Origin of the sequence: Winogradskyella sp., from assembly GCF_028289625.1 — a bacterium.
Taxonomy (GTDB): Bacteria; Bacteroidota; Bacteroidia; order Flavobacteriales; family Flavobacteriaceae; genus Winogradskyella.
This window is the reverse complement of the sequence record NZ_JANQOM010000071.1, coordinates 20,701-37,336: the sequence shown is the minus strand read 5'-3', so window position 1 is coordinate 37,336 and position 16,636 is coordinate 20,701. Positions and strand designations below refer to the sequence as shown.

Annotated in this window: 14 protein-coding genes; all 14 read left to right on the top strand. The window is 34.6% G+C overall.

Annotated features, from left to right (window positions below; all coding sequences use genetic code 11):
• Nucleotides 1-6 precede the first annotated feature (6 nt).
• Complete coding sequence (locus Q0992_RS14290) at nt 7-693, top strand: TIGR00730 family Rossman fold protein (protein WP_299525855.1); 687 nt, start codon at nt 7-9, stop codon at nt 691-693.
• A 27-nt stretch (nt 694-720) separates the two neighbouring features.
• Nucleotides 721-1,995 (top strand): T9SS type A sorting domain-containing protein, encoded by a 1,275-nt coding sequence (locus Q0992_RS14285; protein WP_299525852.1) that lies wholly within the window; start codon nt 721-723, stop codon nt 1,993-1,995.
• Nucleotides 1,992-4,850, top strand: coding sequence for a metalloprotease (locus Q0992_RS14280; RefSeq protein WP_299525849.1), 2,859 nt, complete (start codon nt 1,992-1,994; stop codon nt 4,848-4,850). Before Q0992_RS14285 ends, Q0992_RS14280 begins: the two co-directional genes overlap by 4 nt.
• 154 nt (nt 4,851-5,004) lie before the next feature.
• Complete coding sequence (locus Q0992_RS14275) at nt 5,005-7,416, top strand: thiamine pyrophosphate-dependent enzyme (RefSeq protein ID WP_299525846.1); 2,412 nt, start codon at nt 5,005-5,007, stop codon at nt 7,414-7,416.
• Nucleotides 7,417-7,550: 134 nt separating this feature from the next.
• The gene (gene ppk2, locus Q0992_RS14270) at nt 7,551-8,405 is read left to right on the top strand and encodes a polyphosphate kinase 2 (protein ID WP_299525843.1); all 855 of its coding nucleotides are present in this window, start codon (nt 7,551-7,553) and stop codon (nt 8,403-8,405) included.
• A gap of 2 nt (nt 8,406-8,407) precedes the next feature.
• A complete protein-coding gene (gene ppk2 / locus Q0992_RS14265; RefSeq protein WP_299525840.1) occupies nt 8,408-9,238 on the top strand; it encodes a polyphosphate kinase 2 in 831 nt (276 codons plus the stop codon).
• A gap of 173 nt (nt 9,239-9,411) precedes the next feature.
• Nucleotides 9,412-10,521 (top strand): AraC family transcriptional regulator, encoded by a 1,110-nt coding sequence (locus Q0992_RS14260; protein WP_299525837.1) that lies wholly within the window; start codon nt 9,412-9,414, stop codon nt 10,519-10,521.
• Nucleotides 10,522-10,623: 102 nt separating this feature from the next.
• Entirely contained in the window at nt 10,624-11,118 is a 495-nt protein-coding gene (locus Q0992_RS14255; protein WP_299525834.1) for a DoxX family protein, read from the top strand.
• 7 nt (nt 11,119-11,125) lie between these two features.
• Nucleotides 11,126-11,614 carry a hypothetical protein gene (locus Q0992_RS14250; RefSeq protein ID WP_299525831.1) on the top strand — a complete coding sequence of 163 codons (489 nt, stop codon included), beginning with the start codon at nt 11,126-11,128 and terminating at the stop codon, nt 11,612-11,614.
• A 96-nt stretch (nt 11,615-11,710) separates the two neighbouring features.
• Entirely contained in the window at nt 11,711-12,097 is a 387-nt protein-coding gene (locus Q0992_RS14245) for a hypothetical protein (RefSeq protein ID WP_299525828.1), read from the top strand.
• Nucleotides 12,098-12,110: 13 nt separating this feature from the next.
• Nucleotides 12,111-13,007, top strand: coding sequence for a DUF2807 domain-containing protein (locus Q0992_RS14240; RefSeq protein ID WP_299525825.1), 897 nt, complete (start codon nt 12,111-12,113; stop codon nt 13,005-13,007).
• Nucleotides 13,008-13,077: 70 nt separating this feature from the next.
• On the top strand, nt 13,078-14,691 hold the full coding sequence (locus Q0992_RS14235; RefSeq protein WP_299525822.1) for a class I SAM-dependent methyltransferase: 1,614 nt from the start codon (nt 13,078-13,080) through the stop codon (nt 14,689-14,691).
• Nucleotides 14,691-14,963: a DUF202 domain-containing protein gene (locus Q0992_RS14230; RefSeq protein WP_299525819.1), complete on the top strand. Its 273-nt coding sequence runs from the start codon at nt 14,691-14,693 to the stop codon at nt 14,961-14,963. Before Q0992_RS14235 ends, Q0992_RS14230 begins: the two co-directional genes overlap by 1 nt.
• 87 nt (nt 14,964-15,050) lie before the next feature.
• Nucleotides 15,051-16,487: a hypothetical protein gene (locus tag Q0992_RS14225; protein ID WP_299525816.1), complete on the top strand. Its 1,437-nt coding sequence runs from the start codon at nt 15,051-15,053 to the stop codon at nt 16,485-16,487.
• Nucleotides 16,488-16,636: the final 149 nt, after the last annotated feature.

The window sequence follows — 16,636 nt, the reverse complement described above, 5'->3', positions numbered from 1 at the left end:
TATATTATGAGAAAAGAAAGTAAACATAAAGGATGGAATGAAATAAAAACCAACGACTCGTGGGCGATTTTCAAAATCATGGGCGAATTTGTTAATGGTTATGAAAAACTCAGTAAAATTGGTCCTTGTGTATCTATATTCGGTTCTGCACGCACAAAACCAGATCATAAGTATTACCAGCTTGCTGTGGATGTTGCACAGAAAATAGTTGAACATGGGTATGGTGTTATTACAGGTGGAGGTCCAGGAATCATGGAAGCTGGTAATAAAGGCGCGCATATTGCCGGCGGCACTTCGGTAGGACTTAATATAGAATTGCCTTTTGAGCAGCACGACAACCCCTATATTGATAAGGATAAAAGTTTAGACTTTGATTACTTTTTTGTAAGAAAGGTAATGTTTGTAAAGTATTCTCAAGGTTTTGTAGTGATGCCAGGTGGCTTCGGAACATTGGATGAACTCTTTGAAGCGATGACACTAATACAGACGCATAAAATAGAAACATTTCCTATTATTTTAGTCGGAAAGGAATTTTGGGGAGGCTTGTTTGACTGGGTTAAGACCACTTTAATTGATGCCGGAAACATTAGCCCTAAAGACTTGGATTTATTGCATATGGTAGATACTTCCGATGAAGTTATTGATATTTTGAACAGTTTCTACAAAGAATATGGGTTAAGTCCAAATTTCTAGAGAAAATTAACGTTGTATTTATTAGCTATGAAAAAGAAAATACTAAGTTATTTGATGCTTCTTTTACTATTCAATTTTGAAGTTATCGGACAGGAAACCTTTAAGGTGATGTTCTATAACTTACTTAACTATCCTCTAGAGGATGCTGTTCCTAATCGTGAAGACGACCTAGAATTCATACTATCGGACTACCAACCAGACTTATTCTTAGTTTGCGAACTCAATAACAGTACAGGTGCCAACAACGTTCTTAGTATTACTAAAAATGCCATAAATTCTAATTTTGAAATGGCTTCTTTTGTTCCTAATACCTCTGATGACTTATCTGGAAATCAGAATGATCTACAGAATTTATTGTATTATGACAGTACTAAGTTTATTCTTGAAGAAGAAGTTATTGTCCCGACAGATTTAAGGGATTTTAATGTTTACAAACTCCAACTCAACACCATTGATCAAGACACAAATCCGATTGAGCTATATATTGTAGTATGTCACCTAAAAGCATCTAACGGTACAGCAAATCAGCAACGACGTTTTGATATGGTCGTAGAATTAAACAATTATCTAAATACTCTTCCATCAGATGCCAATGTCTTATTAGGTGGTGACCTCAACCTCTACACCGCGAGTGAACCTGCATTTTTATTGCTTATACTTAATACCAATAATATCACCTTTGCCGATCCTATAAATCGCATTGGTAGCTGGAGCAATAACCCAAATTTTGTAGATGTCTTCACACAATCAACTAGAACACAAACAGGATTTGGAGGTACAACAGGTGGTTTTGATGATCGTTTTGATTTTATAATGACTTCAGAAAATATGTTGAGTACAGCCAATATTACTTATGTAGACGATTCGTATCAGGTTTATGGTAATAATGGCTTGTTTTCGTGTTGGAATAGAGCTATCAATTCATCGGATTGCGAAATTCCTGGATCGCCCTTTTCTTTTGAAATTAGAGATGCGCTCCATAATTTTAGCGATCATTTACCAGTAACGCTTTCATTAGAGGCAAATGTTACTCTATCGCTTTCAAACGAGGAGGAAATTACTGCGCAAATAAAGCTAGAAAAATCAATAATTAGCTCAGAATTAATCATGTATATCCATTCACCTAACTATTTTAATCAACAATTAAGTGTTTACAATACACTTGGCCAGGTTGTAGAAAGCTTTCAAACAAGTTCGGACCAAATACAAGTTTTTAAAACCAGTAATTTGGGTAATGGTATTTACTTTATAGATTTTTCGCAGTCTAATACTAAACCCCTAAAATTTGTTATATCGCGTTGATTAAACGGTTTTTCATATCATATGCTTTAATCTTAATTTGTGCGTTTACCTTTGCTCAAAATAAAATTGATATCAATGCCAATGTAGATGTCGAAACTAAAACCATTTCTATTTCGCAATCCATTGTTTACAAAAATGAGACTAGAAATACTTTAAATGAAATCTATTTACACGATTGGAATAATAGTTATTCAAATAAATCTACACCTCTGGCGAAACGTTTTGAAGAAGAGTTTAGTACTAAATTTCATTTAGCTAACAGTGAGCAACGAGGTTTCACACTCATAACTACCATTGAAGACAATGTAAACAATTCTAAGCTTAAATTTGAATATTTAGCCGAACATCCCGATGTTATTAAAGTAATACTAAACCAACCTCTTAAGGCTGGTGAATCTTACAGTATAGATTTAAACTATATTCTAGTATTACCAGATGCTACATTTACAGATTATGGTTTTACTAAAAACAAGGATTTTGAACTTAAGCACTGGTATATTACTCCAGCCGTTTACGATGGGAAATGGCACTACTATAGTAACAAAAATCTTGATGATTTATTTATACCTAAATCAGATATTACACTGTATTTAACACATCCCATAAATTATAGGGCTACCTCTGAGTTAGACGTTGTATCAATGAATCCAAATACCGCACAGAGAAGTCAAACCACAGTATTTTATGGTAAGGATAGGGTTGATACTTATTTGGCAATTCAAAGATTTCCTTTGTTCAGTTTTGTACAGACTGATGATTTAATTCTAGTTTCAAACATAAACGAAAAAGGATTACCAGGTCCAGACAAGGCCATTCTTTCGGACAAGATTGCCAGATTTTTGACTGAAAACTTGGGGCAATATCCACATAAGCGACTATTAGTCTCACGGATAGACTATAACAAAAATCCGCTTTACGGTCTCAACCAACTTCCAGATTTTGTTAGACCATTCCCAGACCAGTTTCAGTATGAACTAAAACTGCTCAAAACATCTTTAAAAAAATATATCGATAATATTCTTTTACTCAATCCTAGAAAAGAACATTGGCTAAGTGAAGGGCTTCAAATTTATTTTATGATAAAATATGTTGAAGAGTATTACCCAGACATGAAATTACTCGGTACTTTGGCTAATGTTTGGGGTGTAAGAGCCTTTCATGCTGCAGATTTGGATTTTAATTTTCAGTATTTCTTGTATTCTATGGAGTTGGCAAGAAAGAATAGAGACCAACCCCTCACTACATCTAAAGATTCTTTATTGAAATTTAATGCCAATATTGCAGGTAAGTATAAAGCAGGTGTCGGTTTGAATTATCTGGATAAGTTCACCGATGATATCAGCCTCTCGAAAACGATTAAACAATTCTTGGAGGACTACAAACTAAAATCAGTATCAATATCAGATTTTGAATATTTTTTGAATTCAAAAACCAAAAAAAATGTGGATTGGTTCTTTACTGATTATGTTGGCACAAGGAAAAAAATTGATTTCAAAATAAAATCCGTTGATATACAAAGGGATTCCTTAGTAGTGACCATAAAAAATAAGCGTGATAACTCAATGCCAATATCATTGTACAATATTAAAAAGGATTCTGTAATTGGTATGCAATGGGTCGAAAACATAAAAAAAACAAAGACAATAAGGCTCCCTAAGGATAGTACCGAAAAATTTGTATTAGACTTTTACAATGTTGTCCCAGAGTTTAATCAACGTGACAATTACAAGGCCGTAAATGGTTCATTTTTAAACAATAAACCTTTACAATTTAGACTTTTCAAGGATATCGAAGACCCTTATTATAATCAAGTATTTCTTATGCCTTTAGTAGAGTTTAGAAACATATACGATGGCTTAACCCTTGGAACTAAAATCTATAATAAAACCATTCTTAGAAAACGTCTTAATTACAGGTTTTCACCACAATATGCTACTAGGTCGAGAGCATTAACTGGGTCCACATCTATATTTTACACCCATAATATAGAAAACAAAAATTTATTTGATATAACTTATGGAATAGCTGCTGGTTATCAGTCGTTTGCCGAAGATGCATTTTTTACAAGAATAAATCCCTCCTTAACGTTTAGATTTAGAAATGATGACGATTTTAGAGCCGATCGGGTAGATAATATCACCGCAAGATACTTGAGCATAAATAGGGATATTGGTGAAGATGCAGTCATAGAAATTGAAGATGAAGAACCCGACTATGGTGTTTTTAATTTAAGGTATACGCGTTTTAACCCTGGTATAATTAATTTTTCAAGCTTTAGCACAGATTTTCAAGTTGCGAGCAATTTTAGCAAACTATCTTTTAATTACGAGTTTAGAAGACTGACAAAAGGTAATCGAAACATTAACTTAAGATTATTTGCGGGATTCTTCTTAAAGAACAATACCGACCCTACCTCAGATTTCTTTAGTTTCGCTTTAGATAGACCTCAAGATTATTTGTTTGATTTCAACTATCTGGGACGATCAGAGGATGCCGGAATATTTAGTCAACAAATTATAATCGCGGAGGGTGGTTTTAAATCGCAACTAGATGAATTAAATGCCGCTTTTGCGAACCAATGGATGACGACAGCTAACTTTAGTACCTCCATTTGGAGATATATACAAGCCTATGGCGATATAGGTTTGGTTAAAAACAGATTTAATAGTGCAAAATTTGTATACGATTCTGGTGTAAGACTTAACCTTGTAGAAGACTTTTTCGAACTTTACTTTCCTGTATATTCTAGTCTTGGCTGGGAAATTGCAGAGCCCAATTACGAAGAACGTATTCGATTTATAATTACTGTTGATCCACAGGTTCTTCTTGGACTATTTAGACGCAAATGGTATTAACAAATTCTCACTTAAATGTTAATTTTTTAAATAAAATTAGTTAATTTTCTATTTAAGGGATTTTTTATTACGAATAATTCAATTTTATAACAATTCTGTCTATTGCATATAATCCTGTAATTTAGTACCTTTGTGCTTCCAAAAAATTTCCCAAATGAAAACTAATCCAGACATAAAAACAGAAATTACATTTGAAGATTTTAAAGCAGAAGTTGTAAACGATTACAAGCTAGCTGTAACAAGTCGCGAGTGTAGCCTGTTAGGTCGTAGGGAGGTTTTAACAGGCAAAGCCAAGTTTGGTATTTTTGGTGACGGTAAAGAAGTACCACAAATAGCATGGGCTAAGGCTTTTGAAAATGGGGATTTTAGATCTGGTTACTACAGGGATCAAACCTTTATGATGGCTATAGGCGAGTTAACCATTGAACAGTTTTTTGCGGGCTTATATGCTAATACGGATATAAGAGAAGAGCCGATGTCAGCTGGCCGACAAATGGGTGGCCACTTTGCAACACATAGTTTGGATGAGCATGGTAACTGGAAAAATTTAACTGAGCAAAAGAATTCTAGTTCAGACATCTCTCCTACTGCTGGTCAAATGCCAAGATTGCTTGGGCTAGCCCAAGCATCTAAGATATACAGAAACGTAGAAGGTATTGACACTACCAACTTTTCTAGAAATGGCAATGAGATTGCCTGGGGAACTATAGGAAATGCCAGTACCAGCGAAGGTCTATTTTTTGAGACCATAAATGCCGCTGGAGTATTGCAAGTACCCATGGTCATTAGCATTTGGGATGATGAATACGGAATTTCGGTACATGCCAAACACCAAACTACCAAAGAAAATATTTCTGAAATCCTAAAAGGTTTTCAACGTGATGAAAACCATAAAGGCTACGAAATATTTAGAGTCAATGGTTGGAACTATGCCGAACTAATTGATACCTATCAACGTGCAGCCCAAATATCACGAAAAGAGCATATTCCTGTGATGATCCACGTGCAACAATTGACGCAACCTCAAGGGCATTCAACTTCTGGTTCTCATGAGCGATATAAGGATCAGTCGCGATTGGCGTGGGAAGTCGAATACGATTGCAATGCACAAATGCGTACGTGGATGATTTCCAATAATATTGCTACTGATGAAGAGTTGTCCATATTAGAGAAAGCTATAAAAAAGGCTGTAAGAGAAGGCAAAAAGGCGGCTTGGGCTAAATTTTTAAAACCTATTCTTGAAGAAAAGCAAACCGTCATTTCTATTTTAGAACGTGCAGCAGCATCAAGTGCTAATAGTGCATTCATCAACAAACTTAGAAATGATTTAGAGAGTATTGACGAACCGTTGCACAAAGACATTTTGTCAATAGCTCGCAAAGCCCTACGCTATGTTATCTCGGACGATACCCCAGAAAAGTTAGCTCTTCAAAGTTGGATTAATAGTTACTTAGAACAAATACGACCTAAATACAGTTCCCACTTATATAGCGAGTCTGACTTAAAAGCAACAAACCAAGGAGAAGTTCTTCCCATATATGATAGCAATGCAACAGAAGTTGATGGTAGAATTGTGCTCAGGGATAATTTTGAAGTGATTTTTAGAAAATACCCTGAAGCTTTAGTCTTTGGTGAGGATGCAGGTTACATCGGTGATGTTAACCAAGGATTGGAAGGCCTTCAAGAAAAGTTTGGTGAACTAAGGGTTTCCGATACTGGCATTAGAGAAGCTACTATTGTGGGGCAAGGCATTGGTATGGCTATGCGAGGTTTAAGACCTATTGCCGAGATTCAATATTTAGATTATTTATTGTATGCACTTCAAATTATTAGCGATGATTTGGCTACAGTTCAGTATAGAACGGTCGGTCGACAAAAAGCACCTTTAATTGTTAGAACACGTGGCCATCGCCTAGAAGGTATTTGGCATTCTGGATCGCAAATGGGTGGCATATTAAACCTTATTAGAGGTGTTAATATCCTTGTGCCAAGAAATATGACCAAAGCCGCAGGATTTTATAATACACTTATGGAAAGTGATGAACCTGCATTAATAGTGGAGTGTTTGAACGGCTATCGTTTAAAAGAAAAAATGCCAAGTAATATTGGTGAGTTTAAAACACCTATAGGAGTTGTGGAAACTATTAAGCAAGGGGAGGATATTACTTTAGTCTCTTATGGTTCTACATTAAGATTGGTAGAACAAGCTGCTAAGGAATTGCTCGAAGTTGGCATTGATGCAGAAATCATTGATGTACAATCCTTATTGCCTTTTGATTTAAATCACGATATCGTAAAAAGTATAGCCAAAACAAATCGCGTCATGGTCATTGATGAAGATGTAAAAGGTGGAGCTTCTGCGTATATACTAGATCATATTTTAAATGCACAAAATGCATTTCAATATTTAGATAGCTCGCCTAAAACATTGGCTGCCGAACCACATAGGCCAGCCTACGGATCTGACGGTGATTACTTCTCAAAACCATCTACTGAAGATATTTTTGAAGCCGTTTATGACGTTATGCACGAAATGAGTCCAAATGATTTTCCAAAATTGAGATAACATACAGACTAACTCGTATGAAGCCTTCCTAAAAAGAAGGCTTTTTTTATATCATTAATTTGAAATGACAAAAATCATAAAATAGCGAGGTTATAACATATAAATTTGATAATTTCCAGCTTAATTAATTGTCTATGCTTACACAAGATGTCCTAGCGAGTTTTAAAAAACATTCCGATTTGGTTGCCTATTTGGATAAATATAAGGACGAGCACTTATTATTTCAATCTGCCTTAGAAAAGTACCAATACGAAATTGAATTACTACCGCTTCAGGCCGAATTAGTTGACTTTCAGAGATGGGTACAGAAAGAAAATAAAAAAATTGCCATCATCTTCGAAGGCAGGGATGCTTCTGGCAAGGGTGGAACCATAAAACGTTTTAAGGAACATCTCAACCCGAGAGCCATGCGAATTGTCGCGTTAAATAAACCAACAGAAGTAGAAAAAAACCAATGGTACTTTAATCGCTATATTAAGGAACTACCTAATGCAGGTGAAATCGTATTTTTTGATAGGAGTTGGTATAATAGAGCTGTGGTTGAACCTGTTATGGGATTTTGTACCAGGCAACAATACGACCAGTTCATAATTCAGGTTCCTGAATTTGAAAACATGCTCTATGAGTCAGGCACTTCTATTATAAAATTTTGGTTTTCTGTTTCTAAAGACGAACAATTGCGTCGCTTTGAAAAGCGCTTAAATAATCCTTTAAAAAAGTGGAAGTTTAGTCCCGTAGATGAAAAAGGTCAAGAATTATGGGATGATTTCACACAATATAAAGATCAAATGTTCTCCAGAACCCATAACTCTTTCTCACCTTGGGTAATTATCAAATCCAACGACAAAAAACGAGCGCGACTAGAGAGTATAAAATATGTACTAAGTTTATTCGATTATGAAAACAAGGGTAATAATTGCAAGTCCATACTACCAGATCCAAACATTGTACAACGCTACTTTAGAAATACCATTCAATTAGATCAATAATAATGAGTCCTCTTCGAAATTTATCAGAAAAAGAATTGAGTATCATCAATACAAAAAAAGGTTTAGGTGCCTTACTTAGACAGCAGCATTTAGATATCAACAAAACGGTGAGAAACGTTAAATATGAAAGGCGTTTAGAAAAACTTCAGGAAGAAATGTTGATTCTCCAGCAGTGGGTGGCAGCTAATAATAAAAAAGTAGTTATTCTATTTGAAGGACGAGATGCTGCTGGCAAAGGAGGTGCTATACGACGAATTATTCAGCATTTACCTCCTCGTGCCATTAGGGTTGTTGCATTGCCAAAACCAAATGAAACGGAAAATGGTCAGTGGTATTTTCAACGCTATATCAACAGATTACCTAATAATGGTGAAATCGTATTCTTTGATAGAAGCTGGTACAATCGTGCGGTTGTTGAACCTGTAAATGGATTTTGTTCGCAAAAGCAATACGATATTTTTATGTCCCAAGTCAATGAATTTGAAAAAATGATTCAAGAATCTGGTATTTATTTGCTGAAACTCTATTTTTCCATTACCAAAAACGAACAAGAACGTCGCTTTAAAGATATTATAGATACTGCAACTAAAAAATGGAAATATAGTGATGTAGATAGGCGAGCGTTGTCCCTATGGGATGAGTACACCAAATATAAAGAAGTTATGTTTAAGAAAACACAAGTTCATTCACCTTGGAAAATCATTAAAGCAAACAGAAAGACCAGTGCAAGAATAAGAGCCTTTGAATATATTCTTAAAATGATACCGTATGAAACCAAGGATCTCGATACCATACGACCAAAAACATTCCGTTCGATTTTAAGCGATACTTAATCCTATGAAAACTACTCGATTTGTATTGCAAATACGAAATGAGCCTTATTGATTTTCCTAAATTGAGATAAATCCTATACATTTAGGTTTTATTCTTATACCGATTAATGTTTCCAGATTTTAACAGACACAGCTTGCCATTGTTAATCCTTGTTTTGCAAGGACTGATATTTGTGATATTACTTTTTATAAGATATTACAAAAAGCGGCATCTATCAGATTTGTTTTTAGGCTTAATTCTGCTATTATCCTGCTACTCGCAAATATGCTATACCGTTGGGTTTATGGGATGGTATGATGAGTTCAGAACCACAAAAATCAATTATTTCCTTATCAATATTGCAGTAGGAATAGCACCATTAATCTATCTCTATGTAAAGTCCATAACTACATCAAATTTCAAATTCAAGAAAAAATATTGGTGGCATTTTTCATTAGCGTTTTTGTATGTGTTTTATCGCTTGAGTATTTACACCTACGATGCGTTTCAACCAGGTTTTCACGAAACCCAAAACGGTATATTAAAAATAGAACTCGATGAAGCGTATTGGCAACCAATTATGGGCTACATCGAAGCTCCCTTTATGCTTATGTATTTGGCATTCACCTTTCAGCTATTCTATAGTTATAGAAAAAAGATTATTCAATATTTCTCTAACACCTATAAGCTAGAACTCAATTGGATTCTCAGCTTCTTAATTCTGTTTAGCTTACTATTCCTATACGGTACAATTCAAGATATTATTGGGTCTCGATTTATAGATTTAGGCTATCAGCAACGTTGGTGGCTTAACTTAACTATGGCCATCGTTACACTTTATGTAGGTGTTAAAGGTTATTTTACGGATACTACAAAACTCAATAAATTAGATTTTTCGTTCTCTCCCAAAATCATAGGCATTCCTGAAGACGCTAATGTCTTTGATGAAGAAAAATCAATCTCGGAGAATGACATTGCCATTGTTAAACAATTAATGGAAGATGATAAAGTCTATTTAAATCCGGAGCTCAACTTATCCGATTTGGCAAAAATGGCAAATATGTCTCGTGGACAACTCTCCGAAATTGTTAATACGGCTTTCGAAAAGAACTTTAATGACTTTGTTAACGGTTATCGTGTTGAAGCCTTCAAAAATATGCTCAAAGAAGAAAAGCACAAGCAACTGTCATTGCTTGGTATAGCTCAAGAATGTGGCTTTAATAGCAAGGCTACTTTTAACCGTGTATTTAAAAAATTGACCCACCTCTCTCCTACCGAATATTTAAAAACCAAATTAAATTAAGACGTCTCAAATCGTATTTAGGACGCTCTAGTACATTATAAGTCGTCCACTGACAACACTTGTTAGAAATTTGTGTCATCGAACAATTTAAATCCTTTTGTTATGACACGAATAAAATCTTTATTAAAATTAGTAGTAAATCCTGTAACACAAAAACACTGGTTTGCAGATGCTTTTTTAGCCATCCCAAGAATCCTATGTGGATTTTGGCTCACAACGATGTTCGGAGCCGATAAATTTGGGATGCCTTGGACTGCAGATAGCCAAAATCTCAATTTATTTGAAGTGTCCGCATGGTTTCCTGAAGATGTTGCATCTTATAGCGGCATCTTTGCTATGGCACCAATATTTTTCGCCTGGATGGGAGCCTTTAGTGAAGCGGTTGGTGGTTTATTCTTAATGCTTGGGCTTAAAACAAGAATAGCCTCTTTCCTTATCATGTGCACAATGCTTACTGCCATATTTATGCAGAAATGGAATCAAGGTCTTTGGGGCATGCTACCAGCTATGGGATTCCTCTGGGTAGCTCTGTATAACCTTATTTTAGGATCAGGTCGTTTTGGACTGGACTATCTCATTAGTAAAAAATTAAAATAATATTATTATGAAAACACTATTTACAACATTAAGCATTTTTCTTGTTGGGTTAACTTTCTACGCACAAGACACCATTAAACTTTCTGATTTTGAAAGCATAAACAACACGAGTTGGGAGGGTACTTTGACTTATAAGGATTATCAATCAGGTGAATTATCTACCGTTGATGCAACGATGCAATTCAAAATTGAAGGTGATAAAATTATTACTCAAGTTCAATATACCTATGAGCCTAGCAAAAACTATAAAGGTTCAATAAAAATCACGAAAAACGGCACCTATTTTGGCGATGAAAAGGTGCTAAGTTTTACTGAAGATAATGGCACAAAAATTCTAGTTACTACTTACAGAGGTAAGGATGACAATAGAAAGGCAGATATGTATTTAACGCATACTATGACAGACTCAACCTATTCCGTATCTAAGGAAGTGGTTTATTTAGATACTAAAGAACGTATACTAAGAAACACCTATAACTACACAAAAATTAAATAATCATGAAAGCCAATAATGGCATTTGTTAAATGTCTATTAGAGACTAATTATGTATGATTAAGTTAATAATCTGTAAACAATTAAAATCTTAAAAAAATGAAATACTTAAAAGCAATAATTATTTATTTGTTAATTATAACCCAAAGCTGTGTACAAGAAACACATACAAAGACCGTAACATTCAAAGTTGATATGAACGGAGTAGAAAACACAGAAAATATTGGAATAAGAGGTAATTTCACCTCGAGCCCTTGGAACGAAACCGCTCCTTTAACAGATGATGACGGAGATGGTATATACGAAGGCACATTTTCTCAGAAAACTGCTGTTAACGGCATAGAATTCAAATTTGTGAACAATGGCGAATTTGAACTTGAAGGACAAAACAACAGAAGTATTCAGTTTGAATACAAACCCGAAACCATAATCTACGAAGCCGTATTTAATAACCCTGAAGGACAACAACAAAACATAAACAATTAAAAAACAAAAAACAATGAAACAGTTAAGTATATTACTATTGCTCATTACAAACATAGCCTTAGGACAAGTAAAAGGAAACAACACTATTGTTACCAAATCCTATAATGTAACTAACATCGAAGAAGTGAAAATCAATCTTTACGCGAAGATTACAATCGACCAATCGGCTGAAGAAAGCCTTACCATTACAGCAGATGAAAATCTATTAGATTTAATAGATAGAGAAATTATTGATAATAAACTACACCTCGACCAAAAGGAATGGATATCACCATCCAAATCAATTATCATAACAATAGGTACGCCAAATCTTAAGCGTGTAGAATCTGACACACATGATACTACAAGAATCATTAATCTAAATAATGATTACTTGCAAATTATGGCTCCTATTGGTAATATCATTGTAGAAGGCAAAACCAAAGAGTTAAGAATCGGAAGTGAATTAGCCAAAGTCGATGCCTCTAAAACCAAAGCAGAAAAAGTATATGTTAATCTATGGAGCTGGGGAAATGTTACAGTAAACCCTACCGAAAAACTTTGGGCGGAAGTATCAAATGACGGTAAATTATTTTACTTATCCAAACCAGAAAATTTTGACGTAAAAAAGAAAAATGGTGGACAAGTATTATCCTTAGCAGAAAAGGACAAGATTAAGAATCTAGATGCTGTTTTTATTAAATTCAAAATTAAAAACAACTCAACGAATCGAAACAATTTTTTCGTTGTAGGACCTAAACCAGATGGCACAAAATTTAGCTATGGTTTTCCTATGATGCCAAATACGAAACGTAAAGAAAACTGGTCTGTTGGCACCAAGGTCTATAAGGTAAATAGTTTAGGCTTTAGAAAATTACTCATTACCATAAAAAAAGAAGACGAAGGTAAAGTTGTTGAGCTATTCGATTAGCAAAATATAAATCTCAAAAACCATCATTTTTATGATGGTTTTTTTATATTTAAATACTAATCTATGCTTCATGTTAACTAAATCGGATAAGTCACATCTTAGAAGTATCATTTTTCGTCACCTAGATGGTATTGCGACTGCGACATCTGCTTTTTCACTTCACAAAAAAGAGGTTTTAAACTATCTTTTAGAAAAAGAATCTGTTTCTTTAAAGCATCTCGCAGATTTATTTGATGCCAATGAAGGCTATCTAAATGTAGCGCTTAGAGTCTTATGCTCCCAAGGATGGCTAGTGCAACACCTCGACAATAAAAGCAATACGATTACTTATAAAACAAATAACAAATCAAAAGCGGCTTTTGATTTGGTTCATTTGTACAAAGATGCCGTAAACCTTTTAAAATATTCGGATCGTTTTGCTCAGGACAAAATGATTAGTCTAGATGCATTTGTCGCCTTGGAGCGTATTTTTAATAAGTTCGAAACTCATTTTGGATTGGATATCAGTGATGAGAATTCTATTGAATATCAAATTTACAAGCACATCGAAGGGGTTATAGCTGGTCCAATCATCGTTCTTTTAGGGGTAAATGGCTTATTCCACAAATACTTTATGGAAGCGTCATTTACAGCAGAGGAATATCATAAAGATCCTGAAAGCTTTAAAAAAATATTAGACTTCTTTGCGCATCTTGGGTGGTTTAATAAAAAAAAGAACACCTATCAATTTACGGATAAAGGCCTGTTTTTTGCTAAGCGTGCAAGTGCTTACGGAGTTACAGTATCCTATATACCCACTTTTTTACAACTCGATGAACTCATTTTTGGTAATCCACTCATTCTTAAAACAAGCTCACCATATGAAACTGAAAAACATGTGCATCGCGAAATGAATGTTTGGGGAAGTGGTGGTGCACACGCTACTTATTTTAAAGTCATAGACCAAGTTATAATTGACTTGTTTAACCGACCGATTGATTACCAACCAAAGGGTATTCTAGATATGGGTTGTGGTAATGGTGCTTTTATTGAACATATTTTTAATGTTATTGAACAGCAAACTCTAAGAGGAAAAATGCTTGATGACTATCCGCTGTTTCTTGTTGGTGCAGATTTTAACAAGGCAGCACTTAAGGTTACAAGGGCCAACCTTATTGCTGCAGATATCTGGGCAAAAGTCATTTGGGGAGATATAGGGAGACCAAAGGTCTTGGCTTCAGATTTAAAAGAAGATTATAACATAGACTTAAAAGATTTATTAAACGTAAGAACGTTTTTAGATCATAACCGAATTTGGGAAGCACCTATTAACACCTATGATTTTATTAGTGATTCTTCTGGTGCCTATGCCAGTGCTGGCAACAGACTGGGTAATAATGATGTTGAAGCTTCTCTTTTAGAACATTTAGTCAAATGGAAACCTTATGTTGATAAATTTGGGCTTTTGATTATAGAATTACACACCATAAATCCTGAACTCGCTTCAGCCAATTTGGGAAAAACTGCAGCAACAGCTTATGATGCAACACATGGCTATAGTGATCAATACATACTGGAAGTCGATGTTTTTAAAAAAATTGCAGAAAAAGCTGGTCTAAAACCAGACGATACCCATTTTGCTAAATTTCCAAATAGCGAATTGGCCACGGTTAGTATTAATTTATTAAAAGGTAACAGCGACTAATGCCAAATTCATCCGAAAATCAAAACAAACAACTTATCACTCGCGACTGGTTAGCCATAGAGCGCACAAAGCTTGCCAATGAGCGTACCTTTTTGGCTTATTTTAGAACCTTTCTCGTTATTCTTGGAACAGGTGTTACCATATTGAAACTTGAATTTTTTTCGGATATAAAATCTTATGGCATCATACTAATCATAGCATCAGCAATAATACTCCTTATAGGCATCTATAGATTGTTTAAGGTCAAAAGAAAGATTAGAAATCACTACTAATCCTGTTGAATATAGATTGCCAAAATTATAATGCCTAATTGTTGTAAATTCGCATGCATTTAAAATCTTACAATTCAAATATCTAGTATGAAAAAAATTATTCTTCTATTATTAATAGGACTTCCATTATTGAGTCATGGTCAAAAAATAAAAGTAAAAAAAGGAGTTGTTACTTTTGATGGAAAAGCGGTAGCTAAGTTAGATGATGATGTTAGGAATTTCTACAAATTTTCAACTCTAGAAGGTAAAAAAGCTTTTGATGTAGAATTTAAGGGTATGTCGGCATCAAATCTAGAGGGTTTTCAATGGTTGGAACTGACCTCAGCCGAGGGAAAGAAAACAGAAATACCTTACGAAGTGCTAATGACATCCTTTAGTGTTACTAAACTCATTATAAAACTTTTAAGTGCAAAATACGAACTCATAACTTCGGATGGTATAGACATGGCTAAAGTTGATGAGTTCTTTGCCGTTGAGCGTGAAAAACTAAGTGATAAATACGCCACAGCAGTAGTGTCTGCTAAAACCGATGAGGCTGAACGGCAGAAAACTGTTGGCAAGTATAATGCATTTGTTAAAGATGATGGTACGATTTTATTTGGTGGTTCGAGAGGTACAAAAATAGCAGGAAGAGCAACTTATAGTGCAAAAGAAAACACGTATTATGTAGTTGATCTCGACCGTATTACCGTAGGAACTGCCAAAGGTTGCTCTACATGCACAACCGTAGAGGCAAAAACGTATACAGACGAAGAATTTAAATTCGATTATGGTTCTCGTACCATGATGTCTGGTCGTTTTGACCGTTCGCTAGCACAAATTTTTGTTGAAGAATTATTAGGAAGAGGTTACCAATTACAAAACGAAGCTAAAGCATATAAAGATAAGTTACGCAAGGAGCGTATTAAGCTAGCCAAGGAAAATAGTATTAATTTATACGGTGTTGATGGTGTTGTAACCGATAAAGACGGTAAAACTTATAAAGGCACTGTATATGCCATATTCGAAAAACTTCAAATTGATCCATCACAACAACAAAGTGATTTTGCCGAGATGAATTCCATTGACAAATTTGGGAAGTTTGTTAGTGTTAAATACAAGAATGAGAAAAACAGAGAACGAACAAAGAAATTCTCTGCTAAGGATAAGGTAAAGTTCTGCGCTATGGATGATGGTGCTGAGAAATGCTTTATGGGTATGAAAACCAAAGGTAACGCTTTAAAGAAGTTATCTAATGCCTCAAATCTTGGTTTCGACAATTCGTATTTCTATGAAATCATTTATGAGAACAAAGGACACATGGTGTTAAGTAAGCCAGGAGAGGAAGACACTTATGTTTTAAAGTTTTCAGATAAGAAAGAAGGCTTCATGATCGATGAGCGAAAGAATGACAAGATTTCATCTAAATTGGCAAAATATATTTCAAACTGTAAAAGTCTATCAGAGGATATTAAAAATCAGGAGTTTGATTTAAGCAACTTGGATAATTTAAAACAAATCCTCGAAGAATATTGTAAGAGTTAATTCTCTATTAAAATCAAGACAATTAAAGAGGGTGGATTTACCCTCTTTGTTGTTTACAAAATGTTTGGCATGAGTTGCTCTGTGTTGGTCGAAATTAGTTGAAATATGCTCTAAATAATTAGATTTTTGACCTAAACATTAAAAGATTT

Bases quoted from the DNA above. Each gene is read 5' to 3' on its own strand.
- Q0992_RS14290 (WP_299525855.1), top strand. From the start codon at position 7: ATGAGAAAAGAAAGTAAACATAAAGGATGGAATGAAATAAAAACCAAC.
- Q0992_RS14285 (WP_299525852.1), top strand. From the start codon at position 721: ATGAAAAAGAAAATACTAAGTTATTTGATGCTTCTTTTACTATTCAAT.
- Q0992_RS14275 (WP_299525846.1), top strand. From the start codon at position 5,005: ATGAAAACTAATCCAGACATAAAAACAGAAATTACATTTGAAGATTTT.
- ppk2 (WP_299525843.1), top strand. From the start codon at position 7,551: ATGCTTACACAAGATGTCCTAGCGAGTTTTAAAAAACATTCCGATTTG.
- ppk2 (WP_299525840.1), top strand. From the start codon at position 8,408: ATGAGTCCTCTTCGAAATTTATCAGAAAAAGAATTGAGTATCATCAAT.
- Q0992_RS14255 (WP_299525834.1), top strand. From the start codon at position 10,624: ATGACACGAATAAAATCTTTATTAAAATTAGTAGTAAATCCTGTAACA.
- Q0992_RS14250 (WP_299525831.1), top strand. From the start codon at position 11,126: ATGAAAACACTATTTACAACATTAAGCATTTTTCTTGTTGGGTTAACT.
- Q0992_RS14245 (WP_299525828.1), top strand. From the start codon at position 11,711: ATGAAATACTTAAAAGCAATAATTATTTATTTGTTAATTATAACCCAA.
- Q0992_RS14240 (WP_299525825.1), top strand. From the start codon at position 12,111: ATGAAACAGTTAAGTATATTACTATTGCTCATTACAAACATAGCCTTA.
- Q0992_RS14235 (WP_299525822.1), top strand. From the start codon at position 13,078: ATGTTAACTAAATCGGATAAGTCACATCTTAGAAGTATCATTTTTCGT.
- Q0992_RS14230 (WP_299525819.1), top strand. From the start codon at position 14,691: ATGCCAAATTCATCCGAAAATCAAAACAAACAACTTATCACTCGCGAC.
- Q0992_RS14225 (WP_299525816.1), top strand. From the start codon at position 15,051: ATGAAAAAAATTATTCTTCTATTATTAATAGGACTTCCATTATTGAGT.